The sequence below is a fragment of the Afipia birgiae 34632 genome (genome assembly GCF_000308295.2).
Classification (GTDB): domain Bacteria; phylum Pseudomonadota; class Alphaproteobacteria; order Rhizobiales; family Xanthobacteraceae; genus Afipia; species Afipia birgiae.
In genome coordinates this window covers 619156-637836 of sequence record NZ_HG326654.1, presented here as the reverse complement: position 1 = coordinate 637836, position 18681 = coordinate 619156, and the positions used below count along the sequence as shown (strand labels likewise).

At 59.4% G+C, this 18681-nt stretch carries 17 protein-coding genes and 1 tRNA gene; 14 read left to right on the top strand and 4 right to left on the bottom strand.

Annotation, left to right across the window (positions count from 1 at the left end; all coding sequences use genetic code 11):
* Positions 1-54: 54 nt before the first annotated feature.
* On the bottom strand, positions 55-264 hold the full coding sequence (locus BN32_RS21695) for a hypothetical protein (RefSeq protein ID WP_019195910.1): 210 nt from the start codon (positions 262-264) through the stop codon (positions 55-57).
* Between the two features lie 303 nt (positions 265-567).
* Complete coding sequence (flhA, locus tag BN32_RS21690) at positions 568-2700, bottom strand: flagellar biosynthesis protein FlhA (protein WP_019195911.1); 2133 nt, start codon at positions 2698-2700, stop codon at positions 568-570.
* A 291-nt stretch (positions 2701-2991) separates the two neighbouring features.
* On the opposite strand from flhA, the gene BN32_RS21685 reads away from it, so the two are divergent.
* The 6 genes from BN32_RS21685 to BN32_RS21660 all read left to right on the top strand — a co-directional run bounded on the left by BN32_RS21685 (position 2992) and on the right by BN32_RS21660 (position 8027).
* Entirely contained in the window at positions 2992-4230 is a 1239-nt protein-coding gene (locus tag BN32_RS21685; RefSeq protein ID WP_040427187.1) for an MFS transporter, read from the top strand.
* 90 nt (positions 4231-4320) lie between these two features.
* The gene (panD, locus tag BN32_RS21680; protein WP_019195913.1) at positions 4321-4668 is read left to right on the top strand and encodes an aspartate 1-decarboxylase; all 348 of its coding nucleotides are present in this window, start codon (positions 4321-4323) and stop codon (positions 4666-4668) included.
* A 96-nt stretch (positions 4669-4764) separates the two neighbouring features.
* Positions 4765-5895 carry an 8-amino-7-oxononanoate synthase gene (locus BN32_RS21675; protein WP_019195914.1) on the top strand — a complete coding sequence of 377 codons (1131 nt, stop codon included), beginning with the start codon at positions 4765-4767 and terminating at the stop codon, positions 5893-5895.
* Positions 5892-6533 (top strand): dethiobiotin synthase, encoded by a 642-nt coding sequence (gene bioD, locus BN32_RS21670; RefSeq protein WP_019195915.1) that lies wholly within the window; start codon positions 5892-5894, stop codon positions 6531-6533. The genes BN32_RS21675 and bioD overlap by 4 nt, the downstream gene beginning before the upstream one ends.
* Positions 6530-7786 carry an adenosylmethionine--8-amino-7-oxononanoate transaminase gene (locus BN32_RS21665; RefSeq protein ID WP_019195916.1) on the top strand — a complete coding sequence of 419 codons (1257 nt, stop codon included), beginning with the start codon at positions 6530-6532 and terminating at the stop codon, positions 7784-7786. Before bioD ends, BN32_RS21665 begins: the two co-directional genes overlap by 4 nt.
* Positions 7787-7951: 165 nt before the next feature.
* Positions 7952-8027 (top strand) — tRNA-Ile (locus BN32_RS21660).
* Between the two features lie 306 nt (positions 8028-8333).
* On the opposite strand, the gene BN32_RS21655 is transcribed toward BN32_RS21660, so the two are convergent.
* Both BN32_RS21655 and BN32_RS21650 read right to left on the bottom strand, forming a co-directional pair.
* Positions 8334-9338, bottom strand: a complete 1005-nt coding sequence (locus BN32_RS21655; protein ID WP_019195917.1) for a helix-turn-helix domain-containing protein — start codon at positions 9336-9338, stop codon at positions 8334-8336.
* Positions 9339-9386: 48 nt separating this feature from the next.
* Positions 9387-10394, bottom strand: a complete 1008-nt coding sequence (locus BN32_RS21650) for a SphA family protein (protein WP_019195918.1) — start codon at positions 10392-10394, stop codon at positions 9387-9389.
* Positions 10395-10876: 482 nt separating this feature from the next.
* Between BN32_RS21650 and BN32_RS21645 the strand changes: the two genes are divergently transcribed.
* The 8 genes from BN32_RS21645 to BN32_RS21610 all read left to right on the top strand — a co-directional run bounded on the left by BN32_RS21645 (position 10877) and on the right by BN32_RS21610 (position 18638).
* Positions 10877-11860: a formylglycine-generating enzyme family protein gene (locus BN32_RS21645; RefSeq protein WP_040427185.1), complete on the top strand. Its 984-nt coding sequence runs from the start codon at positions 10877-10879 to the stop codon at positions 11858-11860.
* A gap of 26 nt (positions 11861-11886) precedes the next feature.
* Positions 11887-13614 (top strand): arylsulfatase, encoded by a 1728-nt coding sequence (locus tag BN32_RS21640; RefSeq protein WP_019195920.1) that lies wholly within the window; start codon positions 11887-11889, stop codon positions 13612-13614.
* A 66-nt stretch (positions 13615-13680) separates the two neighbouring features.
* Complete coding sequence (locus BN32_RS21635; protein ID WP_082757411.1) at positions 13681-14691, top strand: HAD family hydrolase; 1011 nt, start codon at positions 13681-13683, stop codon at positions 14689-14691.
* Between the two features lie 32 nt (positions 14692-14723).
* A complete protein-coding gene (locus BN32_RS21630; protein WP_019195922.1) occupies positions 14724-16037 on the top strand; it encodes a DUF1214 domain-containing protein in 1314 nt (437 codons plus the stop codon).
* 70 nt (positions 16038-16107) lie between these two features.
* Positions 16108-17139, top strand: a complete 1032-nt coding sequence (locus tag BN32_RS21625; protein WP_040427427.1) for a DUF1254 domain-containing protein — start codon at positions 16108-16110, stop codon at positions 17137-17139.
* Positions 17140-17151: 12 nt separating this feature from the next.
* The gene (locus BN32_RS21620) at positions 17152-17391 is read left to right on the top strand and encodes a DUF3302 domain-containing protein (protein WP_019195924.1); all 240 of its coding nucleotides are present in this window, start codon (positions 17152-17154) and stop codon (positions 17389-17391) included.
* Between the two features lie 2 nt (positions 17392-17393).
* On the top strand, positions 17394-18335 hold the full coding sequence (locus tag BN32_RS21615; RefSeq protein WP_019195925.1) for an HlyD family secretion protein: 942 nt from the start codon (positions 17394-17396) through the stop codon (positions 18333-18335).
* Positions 18336-18401: 66 nt separating this feature from the next.
* Entirely contained in the window at positions 18402-18638 is a 237-nt protein-coding gene (locus BN32_RS21610) for a hypothetical protein (protein ID WP_019195926.1), read from the top strand.
* Positions 18639-18681 lie beyond the last annotated feature (43 nt).

The following is an 18681-nucleotide window of genomic DNA, read 5'->3' as shown; positions in this document are numbered from 1 at the left end:
ACAAGGCGACTTCGGGGGGCGGGGAAGAGAGCCTTGTGAATTCGTAAATCCTTGTTAGCGGATCGCTGATTGATCCGAACTGGTCAGCACCACAGCCTTGTTCGCCTTAACTGCCGGACCGGTGGCGCGAGCGGTCTGGGTGAGGCCATTGTCCGAAAGCCGCGCAGAAATGCTGAAGCCGGCGACGGCGATAGCAGCAACAAGCGCCACGATGACGATTTTCAAATGTGTCATTCGGTCCGCACTGTAAAACGAATGGTTCATACAAACCTCCCGCCGCCTTTTTGATGCAGTCGGACATTTGTGTCATCCGCCTGCCCGCGAGTTCAAAACCTCACGTGTTAAGAACGTAATTGGCAGGGATTCGTTTCCAAGCACCCTTCACAAACGAGTGAAATGTCTTGAACTCCCGAGAGGTCGATAAACCAATCAGAAATTACCAAGTAGAATCAATTAATTAGAAGAAATTTTTTTGCTGCGTTGCGGGGTGAGAAAGTTGGATTCGGCACGAAAAGCTTGTCTGTGACCAGAAAGTCGCAGGCGTTTTTACCGAAATCCTATACCGGATCAGATGCTCCCGACCGTTTTCAGACGCGCCCGGGGATGGATTTCCGCCTGTGACAAGACAGTCGTCTGGGCGCGGAAACGTTCCACCAGCGAGCGTACGAATGGCCGGATGGCGGCCGATGTCACCAGCACCGGCGCCTCGCCTTCGCGTGCGGCCTGCTCGAAACGGTCGCGCACGATGGTCATAAATTCCGAAAGTTTCGACGGCTGCATCGCGAGACTGCGTTCTTCACCGGTCCCGATCAGCGACTCCGCGAAAGCCTGCTCCCATTTTGCACTGAGCGCGATTAGCGGGAGGTAACCGTTCATCGACGTGTTCTGCGCGCAAATCTGCCGCGCGAGCCTGGCACGTACATGTTCCGCCAGCGTCGATGGATTGCGGGAGAAGGCAAGTCCGTCGGCGATACCTTCGAGGATGGTAGACAGATCGCGGATCGAGATGCGCTCGGCCAGCAACAGTTGCAGGACGCGCTGGATACCGGATCCCGTGATCTGGTTCGGCACAATGTCCTTGACCAGTTCGCCCTGTTCCTTTGGCAGATCCCTGAGCAGTTTCTGGACCTCGCCGTAGGACAGCAGGTCCGACATGTTGCCCTTGAGCAGTTCGGTGAGGTGCGTGGAGAGGACAGTCGCCGAATCCACCACCGTGTAGCCCTTGAGTGAGGCTTCTTCCTTGAGCGACGCATCGACCCAGGTCGCCGGCAATCCGAATGTGGGCTCGGTGGTGTGGGTGCCCGGAATGTTAACCTGATTGCCCGCCGGATCCATCACCATGAACTGGTTTGCCCAGATGCGCCCGGTCCCGGCATCGACCTCCTTGATCTTGATGACGTAGGTGTTCGCTTCGAGCTGCACGTTGTCGAGAATGCGCACGGCCGGCATTACAAAGCCCATCTCGGTGGCTAGCGAGCGGCGTAAAGCCTTGATCTGGTCGGTCAGGCGATCGGTGCCGTCCGGTCCGTTAACCAGCGGCAGCAGCGCGTAACCCAGCTCGATCTTGAGATCGTCAATCTTGAGTGCGCTCGAAATCGGCTCATCGGCTGCGGCTGCTGCGGCTGCGGCCGCAGCTGGTGCGGCAGCCTCACGCGCTTCCTCGGCCTTGGCGGTGTGATTACGGGTGCGTGCATTCCAGGCCAGCCAGCCTGCACCGCCGCCGAGCAGCAGGAACGGCAGCATGGGAATGCCCGGCAACAGCCCCAGCACCAGCATCACACCGGACGACATGCCAAGTGCCTGCGGGTAGCCGGACAACTGCTTCATCATGGCCTTGTCGGCGGCGCCTGTGACGCCTGCCTTCGACACCAGCAGGCCGGCGGCCGTCGAAACAATAAGGGCAGGCACCTGCGTAACGAGGCCGTCACCGACCGTCAGCAGCGTATAAACCTTGGCCGCGTCACCGAAGCTCATTCCTTGCTGGGCAACGCCGATGATAATGCCGCCGATTACGTTGATGAACACCACCAGCAATCCGGCGATGGCGTCGCCGCGCACGAACTTGGAGGCGCCGTCCATGGCGCCGAAGAAACCGCTTTCGTCTTCCAACTCCTTGCGGCGCTGCTTGGCGACCTTCTCATCGATCAGACCGGCCGAGAGATCGGCATCGATGGCCATCTGCTTGCCGGGCATCGAGTCGAGGTGGAAGCGGGCCGCGACTTCGGCGATGCGGCCTGAACCCTTGGTGATGACGACGAAGTTCACGATCACGAGGATGGTGAAGACGATGATGCCGATGACGAAATTACCGCCCATCACGAAGTTGCCGAACGCTTCGATGACGTGGCCCGCGGCGGCGGTGCCTTCATGGCCATGCGACAGGATCAGGCGGGTCGAGGCGAGGTTGAGCGACAGCCGCAGCATGGTCGAAATCAGCAGGATCGTCGGAAACGCCGAGAATTCGAGCGGAGTCTGAATGAACAGCGCCGTCATCAGGATCAGGATTGAGAGCGTGATCGAGATCGCCAGAAACAGATCGAGCACCACCGCCGGCAGCGGCAGGATCAGCACCACCAGAATGGTGAGGACGCCGAAGGCGAGCGCGAGATCGCCTCGCCTGAGCATGGTGCCGATGTCGCTGAAGCTGGGAAATCCGGAGCTGACCGCCGCGCTGCCTTGACCCGCCGTCACATCAACCATCGTTGCCGCTTCCCCCCGCGAATGTCGCTCGCGAGCCCCAAAGGTTTGAGCGGCGGCCGAAGGGCCACCGTTCCTAAAGTGAGGCACCGCACTGGCATCCACGGGCATTCCCCGTTCAGCGACCGACGACACTCGACTTCACTCGGCAAAATTTGCCCAGTTTATGGTTAGGAAAGAGTTAACGGGAAACCCGGTGGCCGAAATGCGGGCTTCCTGGAGGATGATATTCTCGCATAACCGCCCTTCGGAGAATGACTTGACCCGTGGGGCAAGGCCGACGAAGTTGCCTCCGTGCCGGGCTCTATTGATTCACAGTCTCATTCCACGACTTTCACCCCCGACTCGCGCGCAGCGTGGGTACGGCTGGGTATTGCCCTGATCGTTGGATCGATCGGCAGCGTCGGGATGTGGTCCGTTGTGGTGGTCATGCCTGTGGTGCAGGCCGATTTCGGCGCGACGCGGGGCGCTGCGTCCCTGGCCTTCACCTGCACCATGCTCGGCTTCGGCTTGGGCGGGGTCGTCATGGGCAAACTGTCGGATCGCTTCGGCATCGTGCCGGCGATCACGATCGGTATTGTGGCCATGCTGTTCGGCTACCTCGGCGCAGGCTATGCCGCGGCGCTCTGGCAATTCAATCTCATGCACTTTCTGATTGGTCTCGGTGCTGCCGCAACCTTCGGGCCGCTGATGACCGAGGCGTCGCACTGGTTTGATCGCCATCGCGGACTTGCGGTTACCATTGCCGCCAGCGGAAACTACATCGCGGGCACGTTCTGGCCGACGATCGTCGAGCGTGGCACCGCCTATGCCGGATGGCGCGCCACGCACATCGCGATCGGTATCGGCTGCACCATCGTCATGGCGGTCGTCGTCGCGATTCTGCGCTGGCAGATCGGCAGTGAATCGGTGCGTTCGCATGAAGATGCACCGCCGCCGCGCGTCGATCTGCAGATCAGCACCAACGCCCTGACCACGGTGCTGGGCATCGCGGCTATTGCTTGCTGCGTGGCGATGTCGATGCCACAAGTTCATATCGTCGCCTATTGCGGCGATCTTGGTTACGGCGTGGCGCGTGGCGCCGAAATGCTGTCGCTGATGCTGGCTTTCGGGATTGTCAGCCGGATCGCGTCCGGCTTTCTCGCCGACCGCATTGGCGGGTTGCGCACACTGCTGGTTGGCTCGATCGCGCAGGGCGTCGCATTGATGTTCTATCTGTTCTTCGATGGCTTGACGTCGCTGTATATTATCTCTGCGATGTTCGGCCTGTTTCAGGGCGGCATTGTCCCGAGCTACGCCATCATTGTGCGGGAATCGATGCCGTCAAACGTAGCCGCGACCCGCGTCGGCATTGTCATCTTCGCGTCCGTGCTTGGCATGTCGTTCGGGGGGTGGATTTCCGGCGTCATCTTCGATGCGACTGGCTCCTATGCAGCAGCCTTCCTGAACGGTGTCGGCTGGAATGCCTTGAATATCGCAATCGTCGTGGCGCTGCTGATGCGCGCACGGCGGCGGCGCATGGCTTTCGCCTGACAGCCAATTCCCCTAGAGTCTTGACCTCGGCAGACGGTCGTCCTAACGGACTCCCGCGCGAAAGGTCCGCGCCGGAACCAGGGCAGGTCGATGCACGTTACGCTGATGAAGGGCAAGATCCACCGCGCACGCGTGACGGAGGCGGATCTGCATTATGAAGGGTCGATCTCGATCGATCGTACGCTCATTGATGCCGCGGGTTTTCTCATCAACGAACGGGTCGATATCTACAACATCGATACCGGCGCGCGGTTCTCGACCTATGTGATCGAGGCGCCTGCGGGCTCGGGCATTATTGGCCTGAACGGAGCGGCGGCGCGGCTCGCGATGATGGGCGACAAGGTCATCATCGTTGCCTATGCGAATTTTGATGAGGCCGAGGCGCAGCAATTTCAGCCGCGGGTTGTTCTCGTCAATGAAAGAAACCAGAAACTCTAGCGCTTATCCGCGAAATTGGACAATGCACGCAAGCTGCTGATTCGTACTTGCTGTAACTAACGGTGCCAGTTTTTCTTCACTCGATGGAATTGCAGCATGCATGAGAGGTTCGAAGCCGATTTGAACGATCTCGCAGGCCGCGGCCGGTTGCGATCACTTCGCGGTCGCTCCGGAATCGATTTCACATCGAACGACTATCTGGGCCTTGCCGAATCCGGTGAATTGAGGCGCGCGGCATCCGAAGCTGTCGCGCGGGGCGTTCCGGTTGGAGCTGGCGGATCGCGTCTGCTGCGTGGAAATCACGAAGAGCATGAGGCACTCGAAAGCGAGGCTGCGGCTTACTTCGGCGCGGAGACGGCGCTTTACTTCGGCGGCGGTTATGTCGCGAATTTTGCAATCTTCTCCACCCTGCCGCAACGCGGAGACCTGGTGGTCCATGATGAACTGGTCCACGCCAGCGTGCATGAAGGCTTGCGCAGCGGCCGTGCCGATCACGTCGCCGTTGCGCATAACAGCATTGATGCGTTCGATGCTGCGATTGCCCGCTGGCGCGCAGCCGGCGGCAAGGGGCGCCCATGGATTTCAGTCGAGAGCCTTTACAGTATGGATGGCGACAGCCCGGACATCGCGGGATTGTTTGCGGTCGCCGATCGTCATGAGGCGATGGTTGTGATCGACGAAGCGCATGCGACCGGCGTGCTCGGCCCGCAGGGGCGGGGACTGGCTGCTCCCTTCGAAGGACGCGACAACGTCATCACACTGCATACGTGCGGCAAAGCATTGGGGACTGTTGGCGGGTTTATCCTGGCGCCGCGCACGATCCGCGATTTTCTCGTTAATCGCGCACGGCCCTTTATCTTCGCAACGGCGCCGTCACCGCTGACAGCGGCGATCACGCGTTCAGCGATAGAAATTTCCAGAACAAATCCGGAGCGTCGCGAGCGACTGGCGGGTTTAGTGCAGTTCGCTGGTGGCGAGCTTCGCCGCCGCTGCGGTATAACGCCATCCGGCTCGCAGATTATTCCTGTCGTTATTGGCGCCGACCGTGCGGCAGTCGCTGTCGCTGCATTACTTCAGCAGCGTGGCTTCGACATTCGCGCGATACGTCCGCCAACTGTCCCCGAAGGAACTGCGCGCCTGCGCATCGCGCTGACGCTGAATGTCGATGAGGCGGTGGTCGCGGAGTTGTTCGAGGCGCTTGCCGAAGACATGCGGAAAGCGGCATGAGCGCGCGAGTCGTCGTCACGGGAACGGATACCGGGATCGGCAAGACGGTCTTTGCCGCGGCACTCGCAGGCGCGCTCGACGCATTTTACTGGAAACCGGTGCAGGCCGGTCTCGACGAGGAGACCGACCGCGAAACGGTGATGCGGCTGTCCGGTCTCTCCGAACAGCGCATGCTGCGTGAGGCGTACCGGCTGAAGACGCCGGCCTCGCCGCATCTTGCGGCGAAAATCGACGGCATTGCGATCGACCCGCAGATGCTCGCATTGCCGGATGTCGATCGGCCTCTGGTGATTGAAGGCGCTGGTGGCTTGATGGTCCCGCTGGCGGAGAATCTGACCTATATAGACGTCATGGGCAAATGGGGTGCGCCGGTCGTGCTGTGCGCACGCACCACGCTGGGCACCATCAATCATAGTTTGCTGTCGATCGAGGCTTTGCGCTCGCGCGATGTTCCGTTGTTGGGTGTAGCGTTTATCGGCGACGAAAATGCCGAGTCCGAGCGGATTATCTGCAAGATGGGTCAGACCCGGCATCTGGGCAGGCTGCCGCTTCTCGCTTCGCTTACGCTTGAAACTCTGCGCGCAGCGCTCGCGCAGCATTTCAATGTCGATGATTTTCTGAAGGAGGCAGGCCGATGACGAAATCTCCGGTCTGGCATCCGTTCACGCAACATGCGGTGCAACCCGAACCAACGCTGATTTCCAAAGGCGAGGGCGCGTGGCTGGAAGCTGCCGATGGCCGCCGGATTTTCGATGCGATCTCATCGTGGTGGGTGGTGACCCATGGTCATCGCCACCCGCACATCGTGCAGGCGATCAAGGATCAGATCGACCGGCTGGATCAGGTGATTTTCGCGGGCTTCACGCATGAGCCGGCGGAAAAGCTGGCGCGGCATCTGGTTGAGATTACGCCGCCTGAGCTTGAGTATGTCTTCTTCTCCGACAGCGGATCGACCTCGGTCGAAGTCGCGCTGAAAATGGCGCTGGGATTCTGGCAGCATCGCGGCGCCAAACGGACCCGAATTCTCGCGCTTGAAGGGGCCTATCACGGCGACACCATCGGCGGCATGTCGGTCGGCGAGCGCGGCGTGTTTAACGCGCCGTATGACCCGCTGCTGTTCGATGTCGAGCGAATTCCGTTCCCCGCATCCGGGCGCGAGCAGGCAACGCTCGATGCGCTGACAGCGGCGTGCAAGCGCGGCGATGTTGCCGCGTTGATTGTGGAGCCGCTTATTCTCGGTGCGGGCGGCATGTTGATCTATCCGCCAAATGTTCTGGCGGAGATGAAACGCGTCTGCGAGACGCACGACGTTTTGTTCATCGCCGATGAGGTGATGACGGGGTGGGGGCGGACCGGCACCTTGTTCGCCTGCGAGCAGGCCGGGATCGCGCCTGATATCGCGTGCTATTCGAAAGGGCTGACGGGTGGCTCTGTACCACTGGCGGTGACGCTGTGCCGTGCCGACATTTTCGACGCGCACTATTCGCCCGACCGCAGCAAGACGTTCTTTCATTCCAGCTCGTACACCGCGAATCCAGTCGCGTGCGCGGCTGCATTGGCCAATCTGGAAATCTGGCAACGCGAACCGGTGATGCAGCGGATTGGTTCACTCGCGGCGTTGCATAAAGACAGGCTCGCTAGATTTTATGACGATCGGCGTTTTGCCAATGTGCGTCAGATTGGGACCATCGCGGCGCTCGATATCGTGGCGAAGGACGCGGGCTACCTGGCGGATATCGGCCCCCGGCTCTACCGCGGGTTTCTCGCGCGCGGGTTGCTGGTCCGGCCGCTTGGCAACACGATCTACATCATGCCGCCCTATTGCAGTACGGCGAGCGACCTCGATCTTGTCTATGACGCAATTGATGAACTGGCGGGTGAAGTCGCCTGAGCGTCACAGAGTATGCCTTCTTGATAGAATACCTTCCAAAGGCGGCCATTTTGCTCCAACTAGGCCGGGATATTTTCCGGAAGGCGCGCGCCTTGGATTGCCCGGCGGCGGCGGTCATTGTATGGGGTGCTTGCACCGTTGCCCGCTGCGTCGCGGGGACCGGCGGGGCCTGTAGCTCAATGGTTAGAGCCGACCGCTCATAACGGTCTGGTTGCAGGTTCGAGTCCTGCCGGGCCCACCAACAATTTCACTGGTTTTGACTCGGTGGTGCACGACGCTTCCGGTCACTGACCGGCGTTTCGGCCAATTTTTCGTTCGGAGCCGATAGCCGATGGCTTTTGCCGCTCGTTGGAAGTGTTGCGGGTGGTGATTGGCGTAGACGGTCAAGCAGCTCGACGGCCGAGAATGCCCGCCGCTTCCCACTTGTTTACGCCGGCCTGCATTAGCCGCGTTGCGATAGTGTGCCTTGACGTGTGCGTGCAGCAGCCGTGTGCGCGAAAGTGCCGTCAAGCAGCGCGTTTGGCGCACGGCCCAGCGCTTCAGCGCTTTACGCTGCGAAGCGGTTACGGAGCATTACCGCGCGGGGTGTTGCAAACCTGCCCGAACGTGCTCTCAGCGTCTTGGAGGGATACTCGCCGAATAGCGTGTAGTAATAGTGGGCGAAACGCCCCAACTCAATAAATCCATGTTGGATTGCGATCTCGGCCACCGTGGTTTGAGCAGGATCGCTTTCTCGCAGTACGGAATGAATGCCGCACAGGCGCTTGTAGCGCAGGAACGTTACCGGTCCGATGCCGAGCACCTCGTCAAATGCGCGGTGGAGGCTTCGACGAGATACGCCAAAATTGGCACAGATCTCAGAAATATGAACAGGCCTGACACCTGCAGCCTCGATGTAGTGCTCGACGTTGCGGGTCAGCCGAACGGCAGACAGCAACGGTCCGGCATTGTTCGATGGCAAGGAATGCATGACTGTTGCCATCATGGCATCGGTGATTGAGCGTCTCCAGAAATCAGCCGACTGCTCAGGCAACTTGATGTGTGGGTCCGTGAGACGTGAGACGATCTTGCGCACCCCCTGAATCGCAACTGCGCCTATGTAAGGATCTGCCCTGTAACGATTCTTCGCGCTCCAGGTTGCAGGATCGGCCAAATCCGTTTCGCCACCGAAGGTGCTGGCGACATCCGTCAGATCCAGACGAATGGCAGCGTAGGATGCTGCACCAAAGAACCTGCCATCATGGTCGATAGCCGGAGGAATAACCAGAACGTCACCTGGCTGCATGTCGTACGACCAGTGCGTGACTCGCTTCCTGGATTCCAGGAGCATCCCGACAATGAGCTTTTGCTCCTTGGACGTCCGCTGCGTTCGAATTCCCGCCGAGAACGATCCAACGCTGAGGGAGAAATCTCCAATCCCAACATGGGTCAGAGAGCCACGCAGCCTGCCACGCTCAAGCTGCATCACATCAACGTGGGAGCCGTGAACCGCTTCGCGGAAATCCTCGAAGTCATTCACGCGGGCGGTGGTTACCGAAAGTTCACTCATCATGTCGTCCCTTTCAATAGGACAGCGACAGGGTGAAGTGCCTAAGACCGCCTAGAACTTAGCCTTGATCGCTGACGCCATCGGCTTCACCGATGAATCGACGCCAAGGGGAAGCGAGACCGTGAAGAAGCCCGCTGTGCCCTCCATGCGATTCTGCACATCGAACTCACGATAGACTTTGATGCGTGTCGAAATCGGCAGCTTTCCGACTTCAAAAGTGTAGCCGACCGTTCCGCCGAGCGCGATGACGCGCCCTTCGAAGGCTCCAAGTCTCGCGCCGCTGCCGCTGTCGCCGGTGAACTGCTGATAGTAATAGCCGACGAGACCGATGGTGAATTCCTTGGTGATGTACTTCGAGGTAGCCCATTCGAGATGGAATTCGTCACCGGTCTTGTAGTCCGTCGCTCGGTTGACCTGATTGAAGGTGACGCCCATGGCCATGGATAGATCAACACCGATCGCGGGGTCGAGCCATGTCAGCGTGCCGGAAACATCCACCGCTGGCCGGTTCAACGACGCATTTGACAACTGCCCCAAGACATAGCTGCCGGATGGAATGATGCCGCTGACACCGAGTTGCCAGTGAAAATTTCCCGAATGCCATCCGAGGAATGAGCCGACCTGGAAGTCGCTCAGGTTGGTCTTGTCGTCGGTTACGTTGAGGCCAATAGGCCCGAATCGGGGAGAATTTACCAGCAAATTGGCATTAACGCGCGGCGCGCCAAAAGTCGGAATGGTCGCCGAGAACGCGAGATCGCCACCCAGAATTTTTGCGGGCGTTACCCACAATGTTGTCGGAAGATTGAACCAGCTTTGGGCACTCACATTTGCAACGAGCAAACCGCCGGTTGGAAGCGCGCGGCCGCCACCGATCTTTCCCGAATAAAAATAGGTGTCGTCCTGGAAATAGACCCCGGGTGGTGGAGTAAAGCCGGCCATCGGACCGCGCGCACCAAGCAGATAAACACCGAAGCCGCCTTCCGCTGCATCTGCTGACTCACCTGCAACACCGAGGAACAGAGTGGCCGCCACGCCGAACAAACGAAAACCGTATCGCATCGTTACCTCCGCCCAAGGAATTGACGTGCGACCGCGAGTATGGTCACGCTCAGTCTAGGCGAAATTCTTGAGCGACAACAACCTCAAATAAGCAACGCATAAAACACGTGCTATTTTTAGAACAATTGTGAGCCGTTACGAATGTTCTTTTAATCCTATTTTTGTGACAGAGCAAAATTGGCACAAACTGCACATCCAAACCTCGAAACACGCGCTTAGTCTGCTCGTGACTAGCCATCCAGCGCGCTAAGTTCCGCGGTCCAGTTCAAGCCCGTCGATCCGCATCGCACAAACTTGTAGCCACGACTTTGAGAGGCTGATCAATAGATCAATAAGTCAAGCGACCGTGGGCGGGATCGCCGCCGGCGCCCGGTTACTGCTGGTACTATACCGATTCGGGCCGGACCCAGGGTTGCTGGGACTTCTGCCCGCAATAGGCTACTGTTCTGGAATGCAGCGTTAGTGGGAATGCCATGATAACAATGTTGCGGCCCGATACGGAGTGGGGAGATCAATCCTCGGACGATGATCGAACCCGCGACATGGCCTGGATTCCCGGCGGCACATTCCGCATGGGATCAGACAACCATTACCCCGAAGAGGCGCCGGTCCATCGCGTCATAGTCGATGGCTTCTGGATCGACCGGACCCCGGTCACGAACAGGCAGTTCAAGGCGTTCGTCAAGGCAACAGGGCATGTGACCTTCGCCGAAATTCCGCCCGATCCGAAAGACTACCCCGGCGCGCTGCCTCACATGCTTTATGCCGGTTCGCTGGTGTTCACGCCGCCGCGTCAGCCAGTCGATCTGCGCAACTGGGCCGAGTGGTGGTCCTTCATGAAGAACGCCGACTGGCGTCATCCCTATGGGCCCAAATCTAACATCAACGTGCACGACAATCATCCTGTCGTGCACGTTTCGTATTCGGACGCGCTCGCTTACGCAAAGTGGGCCGGTAAGGATTTGCCGACCGAAGCCGAATGGGAGTTCGCGGCACGCGGCGGTCTCGATGGCGCCGAGTTCGCTTGGGGCGACGAGTTCACGCCGGGCGGCGCGCATATGGCCAATACCTGGCAGGGCGAGTTCCCGCGGCAAAACCTCAGTCAGGATGGCTTTGAGCGCACCTCGCCGGTGATGGCTTCTCCGCCGAACGGTTACGGCGTTCACGACATGATCGGCAATGTCTGGGAATGGACCAGCGACTGGTACTCACCGAAGCATGAAGCAGATGCGCCGAAGGCATGCTGCATTCCGGCAAACCCGCGCGGCGGCCGCGAAGACCAAAGTTACGACGCCTGCCAGCCCAACATCAGAATTCCGCGCAAGGTGCTCAAAGGCGGCTCGCACCTCTGCGCACCAAATTATTGTCGCCGCTATCGGCCGGCCGCTCGCCACGCCGAGCCGATCGACACGTCCACCAGTCACGTCGGATTTCGATGCGTCAGAAGGAATCTCGCCACGCCGTAAGCTTCAACTTTCTTGTGGAGAGTAGCATGACAAGCAAAGCGAAAGACCCGGACCAACTCGAAGCTTCATCCAGCGAAGATAGCGCTCTCAGCCGCCGCAACATTCTGCTCGGCACCTCGGCTCTGGTCGCAATGGCGACGATGACAGCAACTGCGACGGCGCAGACGCAGAAGGCTGCACCAGCGACTGCACCGGCCACGACGACAACGGTTGCTCCATCCGGACGCAAGCCGAACATCCTCGTTATCTTCGGTGACGACGTCGGCCAGACCAACATCAGCGCCTATTCGTTCGGCCTGATGGGTTACAAGACCCCGAACATCGATCGGATCGCCAAAGAAGGCATGATGTTCACCGACTACTACGCCGAGCAGAGTTGCACTGCTGGCCGCTCGTCGTTCATTACCGGTCAATGCACCCTGCGCACTGGCCTTTCCAAGGTGGGCATTCCCGGCGCGACGGTGGGCTTGCAGGCCAGGGACGTGACGCTTGCCGAGTTACTCAAGCCGCTCGGCTACGCCACCGGCCAATTCGGAAAGAACCACCTCGGCGACCGCAACGAATATCTGCCGACAGTGCACGGCTTCGATGAGTTCTATGGCAATCTCTATCATCTCAACGCGGAGGAAGATCCGGAATCGCGGACGTATCCGCGCGACCCCCGATTCCGTGAAGCCCTCGGTCCCCGTGGCGTCCTGCGCTCTAAGGCATCGGACCGCGACGATCCGACCGAGCAGCCGCGCTGGGGCAAGGTCGGCAAGCAGACCATCGAGGATACAGGCCCGCTTACCAAGAAGCGCATGGAGACAGTCGACGACGAGACCTCGGCGGCCGCCATCGACTTCATCCAGCGTCAAACCAAGGCGAACACGCCGTTTTTCTGCTGGTTCAACTCGACGCGCATGCACTTCCGCACACATGTGCGGGAATCCCATCGCGACAAGCCGGGACTGACCGCACGGACCGAATATGCCGACGGGATGATCGAGCACGATGCGGTGATCGGAACGATTCTCAAAGCAGTGGACGATCTCGGCATCGGTAACGACACCATCGTGATCTACACAACCGACAATGGTCCGCATCAGAATTCCTGGCCGGATGCCGGTACGACGCCGTTCCGTAGCGAAAAGAATACCAACTGGGAAGGCGCCTTCCGCGTCCCCTGCATGATCCGCTGGCCGGGCAAAGTTCAACCCGGCTCGGTCTCGAACGACACAGTCAGTGGCCTCGACTGGCTGCCGACCCTGATGGCGGCAGTCGGCGATCCTGACATCAAAGACAAACTGCTCAAAGGTTACCAGGCCGGCAGCAAGACCTGGAAAGTCCATCTCGATGGCTACAACCAGTTGCCCTATCTCACCGGTCAACAGCCACGCAGCGCGCGCAAGGAGTTCTTCTACCTCAACGACGACGGCGATCTCGTCGCCATGCGTTACGAAAACTGGAAGATCGTGTTCGAGGAGCAGCGTGCGACGGGCACGATGCGAATTTGGGCCGAACCTTTTACCAAGCTGCGCGTCCCGAAAATTTTCGATCTGCGGTCGGACCCCTATGAGCGCGCGGACATCACGTCGAACACGTTCTACGACTTTTTCATGTCGGACGGAGCAGGCCCATTCATCGCGTCTCAATCTGTCGTGGCTCCGTTTTTGGCGACGTTCAAGGAGTTTCCGCCAAGCCAGCGGCCGTCGAGCTTCAGCATCGATCAACTGGTCGAGAAGATGCAAAAGAACCTCGAGCCGCCGCACTAACATTACGCCATGCTGGCCGGCAGAAATGCCGGCCGGTGCCTAGTGCGAAGATGCACCTCGGCATCAATGAGGTTGTCGAGGGAGTTCACCCGACGCTTCGTGTTCGCTGTGCTGTCGGTCATGTTTCTGCCAGCGCCGGCCGCCCTTGCCCAGTCTCATCCATTGCCTTCATGGAATGACGGCTCGGTCAAAAAATCCATCACAGACTTCGTTCAGCGCGTAACCACGCAGGGCGGGCCCGATTTTGTGCCGCCCGCCGAGCGCATCGCCGTGTTCGACAATGACGGCACACTGTGGTGCGAGCAGCCGATCTATTTTCAGGCTGCCTTTGCGCTCGACCGGGTCAAGGCGATGGCGGCGCAGCATCCTGAATGGAAGCAGCAGCAGCCGTTCAAGGCGTTTCTCTCCGGCGATAAGAAGGCGTTGGCGGAGCAGGGCGAGAAGGCCCTGCTGACGCTGGTGGCTGCGGCGCATAGCGGCATGTCCACGGATGAATTCGCGAAGTCCGTCGCTGATTGGCTCGCGATCGCAAAACATCCACGCTTCAACCGGCCGTATAACGAGCTGATCTATCAGCCGATGGTCGAACTGCTGGCTTACCTTCGCACCAACGGTTTCAAGACGTTCATCGTGTCCGGCGGCGGCGTCGAGTTCATGCGGGTGTGGGCCGAAAGGGCCTACGGCATTCCGCCCGAGCAGGTGGTCGGCTCAACCGGCGTCACGAAATATCAGCTCGACGCGACGGGCAGGGCGTCTTTGCTGAAGACGGCCAAGGTGCAGTTTATCGACGACGGGCCGGGTAAACCTGCCGGCATCAATATGATGATCGGCCGTCGTCCGATATTCGCCTTCGGCAATTCAGACGGTGACCATCAGATGCTGCAATGGACGGTGGCGGGAAGCGGCGCGCGGTTTGCTGGCATCGTCCACCACACCGATGCCGCGCGCGAATATGCCTATGACCGCCCGTCGAAGATCGGACAGCTCGACAAGGCATGGGAGGAGGCGAAGACAAGAGGCTGGACCGTCGTCGACATGAAGCGGGACTGGAAGAGGGTTTTCGGGTTCGAGCCGTGAACAGTATTCAGAGATGCGGATAGGAGTACGCCATGAACAAACTTGTTTGCGCGGTATTCGCTCTGTTTTTCGCGACGACAGCGACAGTACACGCGCAGCCGCAGCCCGCCCGCATCGCGGATCAGGACATCAGCGACGCGTATATCTACCTGCTGGGCCGCCTGCTGGTAACGCGTCAACAGCAGATCGATTTCCAGGAAGGATTCAAATGGAACGAGCTCTTACATCGCAAGCCTGGCGCCGTGGATTGGCCGAATCCCAACCTCGACGTGGCCTACTCCGAAGCGTGGGTCGCAGTCGATGAGAGCAGTTGCACCATCGTCAGCGTGCCGAAGGTCGAGGGCCGCTACTACACGGTCCACTTTCTCAATGGCTGGGGCGAGACAATTGCCAACATTAACGAGCGCCTCTTTCCCAAGCGGCCGTTTGGGGAGTTCGCCATGTGCCTCAGGGGCGCCAACGTCGCGATCCCTGTGGGAGCGACGCGCATCGATCTGCCGGTGAAATATTCTCGCGTGCTTGCCCGGGTCGAGCTTGGCTCCGATCCGGATGCGGCAATCGCCTTGCAACACCAGTTCAAGTTCGGGGCGACAGGCACGCCGAAGCTTCCGGACATTCCCAAGACGCCGCTATTCGAGCTGGAGGCGTTGCCGGGCGTCGAAGCCTTCGAAGCCGCCGATATCGCACTCGACAGCGAACCGGATCTCAGCGTCGGGCTGGAAGCGTTGGGCCAGAAGGCCCGTGCCATCGCCAAAGGTGTCAAGGACGCTGCCGAGCGCGTACGCGTCGATCAGGTGATCCGCACCCGCGCCTTCGCCGATTTGGGTAAGGCCGCGGTCATCATTGGCCACGGCACGGTGCAGAACGGCTGGGCGCGTCCCGGCGTCGTCGGCGAATATGGCCTCGACTATCTGGCGCGGACGCTGGTCAACAACGGCGGAATCTGGGCCATCAAACCGGAAGTTCTTTACTATCGAGGAGGCCTCGATCAGGCCGGAGCCGAGATCAGCGGTGACAATGTCTATACGCTGACCTTTCCGAAGGATGGGCTGCCAGCTCAGTATGCGACGTTCTTCTGGTCGGTGATCGCCGTGGACGGTCACCGTTTCCGCGTCCTGCCCAATTCAATCAACCGGTTTCTGATCAATAACCAGTCGAAGCTGCAATACGGCGCGGACGGCTCGCTGACGCTATATTTTGCCGATCAGAAGCCTGCCGACGCGCCCGACGGCAACTGGCTGCCGACGCCAAAAGGGCAGAAGTACCGCCTCACGTTCCGGTTCTATCGCCCGACAGAAGGCGTGGCGAACGGGACTTACTACCCGCCGCCGCTGATCAAGCGATGACGCGAGAGAAGGCGGTAATTACAGGCGACTTCACTATTGCAGTGAACTGAGCATGAAAGGAATTGATGTCATGAAGATACTCATCACTCTCTTTGTTTCGGGATTGGTGTCCGCTGTAGTCAGCGCGGCGCAGGCCCAGTCGCCAGCGGGTGGTTCCGTGCCTGTTACATTGGACAATTTCGCTCGTGCCGAGTCCGACGCATATATCGGTAATCTTCTCAAAGAAGGCAATTTGGGGAAATTCAAGCATAACCGCGAGCCGGCAAACATCGATAGTCAGACGGTCATTCGCCTGAATCGCGACACGCTCTATTCTTTCGCCGTGTTCGACCTCGAGGCGGGGCCTGTGACCGTCACGATGCCGAACGCGGGCAAGCGCTTTATGTCGCTGCAAATCATTAACGAGGATCATTACGTTCCGGCTGTTTATTACGGCGCCGGGTCGCACAAATTGACAAAGGAAAATGTGGGCACACGGTATGTCGTCGCTGGTGTCCGTACGCTGGTTGACCCAAACAGCCCAGAAGACCTCAAGCAGGTTCACGATCTGCAAGACGCGATCAAGGCAAGTCAGAAGAGCGAGGGGAAACTAGATCTGCCGAATTGGGATCAGGCCGCCCGGAAAGATATCCACGACGCGCTTCTGGTGCTGGCGAAATATTCAGGCGGCTTCTCGCATGCCTTCGGCACCAAAGGTCAGGTCGACCCCATCAGGCATTTGATCGGTACGTCGGCGGGCTGGGGTGGCAATCCGGATAAGGACGCGACCTATCTAAACTTCTCGCCATCGAAGAATGACGGCACAACGATCTACAAGCTCAACGTCAAGGATGTGCCGGTCGATGCGTTCTGGTCGGTCAGTCTCTACAATGCCGCCGGCTACTACGAGAAGAACCCGTACAACGCCTATTCGCTCAACAACCTCACCTCGAAACGGAATGCCGATGGATCGGTGACCATCCAGTTCGGCGGATGCGATGGCAAGATTCCCAACTGCCTTCCGACCATGAAGGGCTGGAACTACACGGTGCGGCTCTATCGCCCGCGCGCCGAAATCCTGAGCGGCAAGTGGAAATTCCCGGAGGCGCAGGCGGTGAACTAGAGAAGAGGTCACATGAGCGGATTCGACATTTTCGCCTGGATTGTTTTGATCATCTTGGCCGCCTGCATTGTCGGCCTGTTCTGTATCGCCGGCTGGCTGCCGGGGCATATCGCGAAAACCCGCGGCCATCCGCAGGCGGAGGCCGTGACCGTGGCGGGCTGGGTCACCCTGATCTGCGGCTTCGCGCTCTGGCCGGTCGCATTGATCTGGGCTTACGTCGATGTGCCTGCCTCCAGCAAGAAGGAGCAGTAGTCATGATGATCGCGATCATGGCGGTTTATCTGGTTCTGCTGTTCGTTCTTGTGCGAACGGGCATCGTTCGTTTCAACCTCTTCTGGAAATGCTCTCCTTTTATTGTCCTCCTGCTCTTGAACCTGTTGCTGTTCATCCCGATGGGATGGGGCGCGCCGCAGGGGCCTGCGCTGGTGGTCCGCCACGCGGTCTCCATTGTCCCGGACGTTGCCGGCGAGGTGATCGATGTGCCGGTCGCAGCCAATACTCCGCTTAAGGCCGGCGACGTGCTGTTCAGGATCGATCCGGTGCCCTACGACGCGCAGGTGAAAGGGATCGAAGCGCAACTGAAACTATCGGACATGCGTCTTGCACAGATGACCCAACTGCTTGAGCGCGATGCCGGGCGCGGCTTCGATGTTCAGCAGCGGCAATCGGAAGTCGATCAACTGAATGCGCAGCGCGACAGCGCGCGATGGAATCTGGAAAAGACTATCGTGCGCGCGCCGGCCGATGGCTATGTGACCAACGTCGCGCTGCGTAAGGGCGCGCGAGTGGCAAACCTGCCGTTGTCGCCGGTGATGGCGTTCATCGATACGTCGGACACGATTGTCGGCGTCGAAATCGCGCAGAACGATGCGCGATATCTGCGAACCGGGCAGACCGTCGAGGTGACGTTCAAGTTTTTCCCGGGCAAGGTCTATGCCGGGCGAGTGGAAAGCATTCTGCAGGCTGTCGCCACGGGGCAGACCCAGACATCCGGCGTGGCCGTGATGCCAAAAGCGGTGCAGTCCGCGCCGTTCGTCGCCCGCGTGAAACTCGATGATGCCGGGATTGCGGCGCAGTTACCTGCCGGAAGTGTCGGCGAAGCCGCCATCTTCACCGACCATGTCAAGGCGACGCATGTCATCCGCAAGGTGCTGTTGAGACAGATTGCAATCCTGAACTACGTCAATCCCTTTTGAGTTGATGGAGCCGATAGCGGCGTCCCTAATGTTGGTCGTGATGCCTGTGAATGGGCGGAATAGGCTATGACGTTCGTAGTAGCCGACAAGATGCGTGAGCTTCCCGTTTCGGATGCATTCGCGCCAAACGGAAAGGTTAGGGCTGATGGTCAGTTTCTTCACGACATGTATATCGCACGGGTGAAGAAGCCCGCCGAGTCCAAGCAGCGGTGGGATTACTACGATATCGTTTCGACGATACCGGCCGAGGAAGCCTTTCGCCCGCTAAGTGAGGGTGGGTGTCCGCTCATTGCTCAACGATGATGTGACGAAGCGCCGTCCTCCGGGGCGGCGCTTGTTGTCCGTC

Excerpts from the sequence above, each read along its gene's own strand:
- BN32_RS21695 (WP_019195910.1), bottom strand. The coding sequence starts at position 264 with ATGAACCATTCGTTTTACAGTGCGGACCGAATGACACATTTGAAAATC.
- flhA (WP_019195911.1), bottom strand. The coding sequence starts at position 2,700 with ATGGTTGATGTGACGGCGGGTCAAGGCAGCGCGGCGGTCAGCTCCGGA.
- panD (WP_019195913.1), top strand. The coding sequence starts at position 4,321 with ATGCACGTTACGCTGATGAAGGGCAAGATCCACCGCGCACGCGTGACG.
- BN32_RS21675 (WP_019195914.1), top strand. The coding sequence starts at position 4,765 with ATGCATGAGAGGTTCGAAGCCGATTTGAACGATCTCGCAGGCCGCGGC.
- bioD (WP_019195915.1), top strand. The coding sequence starts at position 5,892 with ATGAGCGCGCGAGTCGTCGTCACGGGAACGGATACCGGGATCGGCAAG.
- BN32_RS21665 (WP_019195916.1), top strand. The coding sequence starts at position 6,530 with ATGACGAAATCTCCGGTCTGGCATCCGTTCACGCAACATGCGGTGCAA.
- BN32_RS21655 (WP_019195917.1), bottom strand. The coding sequence starts at position 9,338 with ATGATGAGTGAACTTTCGGTAACCACCGCCCGCGTGAATGACTTCGAG.
- BN32_RS21650 (WP_019195918.1), bottom strand. The coding sequence starts at position 10,394 with ATGCGATACGGTTTTCGTTTGTTCGGCGTGGCGGCCACTCTGTTCCTC.
- BN32_RS21645 (WP_040427185.1), top strand. The coding sequence starts at position 10,877 with ATGTTGCGGCCCGATACGGAGTGGGGAGATCAATCCTCGGACGATGAT.
- BN32_RS21640 (WP_019195920.1), top strand. The coding sequence starts at position 11,887 with ATGACAAGCAAAGCGAAAGACCCGGACCAACTCGAAGCTTCATCCAGC.
- BN32_RS21635 (WP_082757411.1), top strand. The coding sequence starts at position 13,681 with ATGAGGTTGTCGAGGGAGTTCACCCGACGCTTCGTGTTCGCTGTGCTG.
- BN32_RS21630 (WP_019195922.1), top strand. The coding sequence starts at position 14,724 with ATGAACAAACTTGTTTGCGCGGTATTCGCTCTGTTTTTCGCGACGACA.
- BN32_RS21625 (WP_040427427.1), top strand. The coding sequence starts at position 16,108 with ATGAAGATACTCATCACTCTCTTTGTTTCGGGATTGGTGTCCGCTGTA.
- BN32_RS21620 (WP_019195924.1), top strand. The coding sequence starts at position 17,152 with ATGAGCGGATTCGACATTTTCGCCTGGATTGTTTTGATCATCTTGGCC.
- BN32_RS21615 (WP_019195925.1), top strand. The coding sequence starts at position 17,394 with ATGATGATCGCGATCATGGCGGTTTATCTGGTTCTGCTGTTCGTTCTT.
- BN32_RS21610 (WP_019195926.1), top strand. The coding sequence starts at position 18,402 with ATGACGTTCGTAGTAGCCGACAAGATGCGTGAGCTTCCCGTTTCGGAT.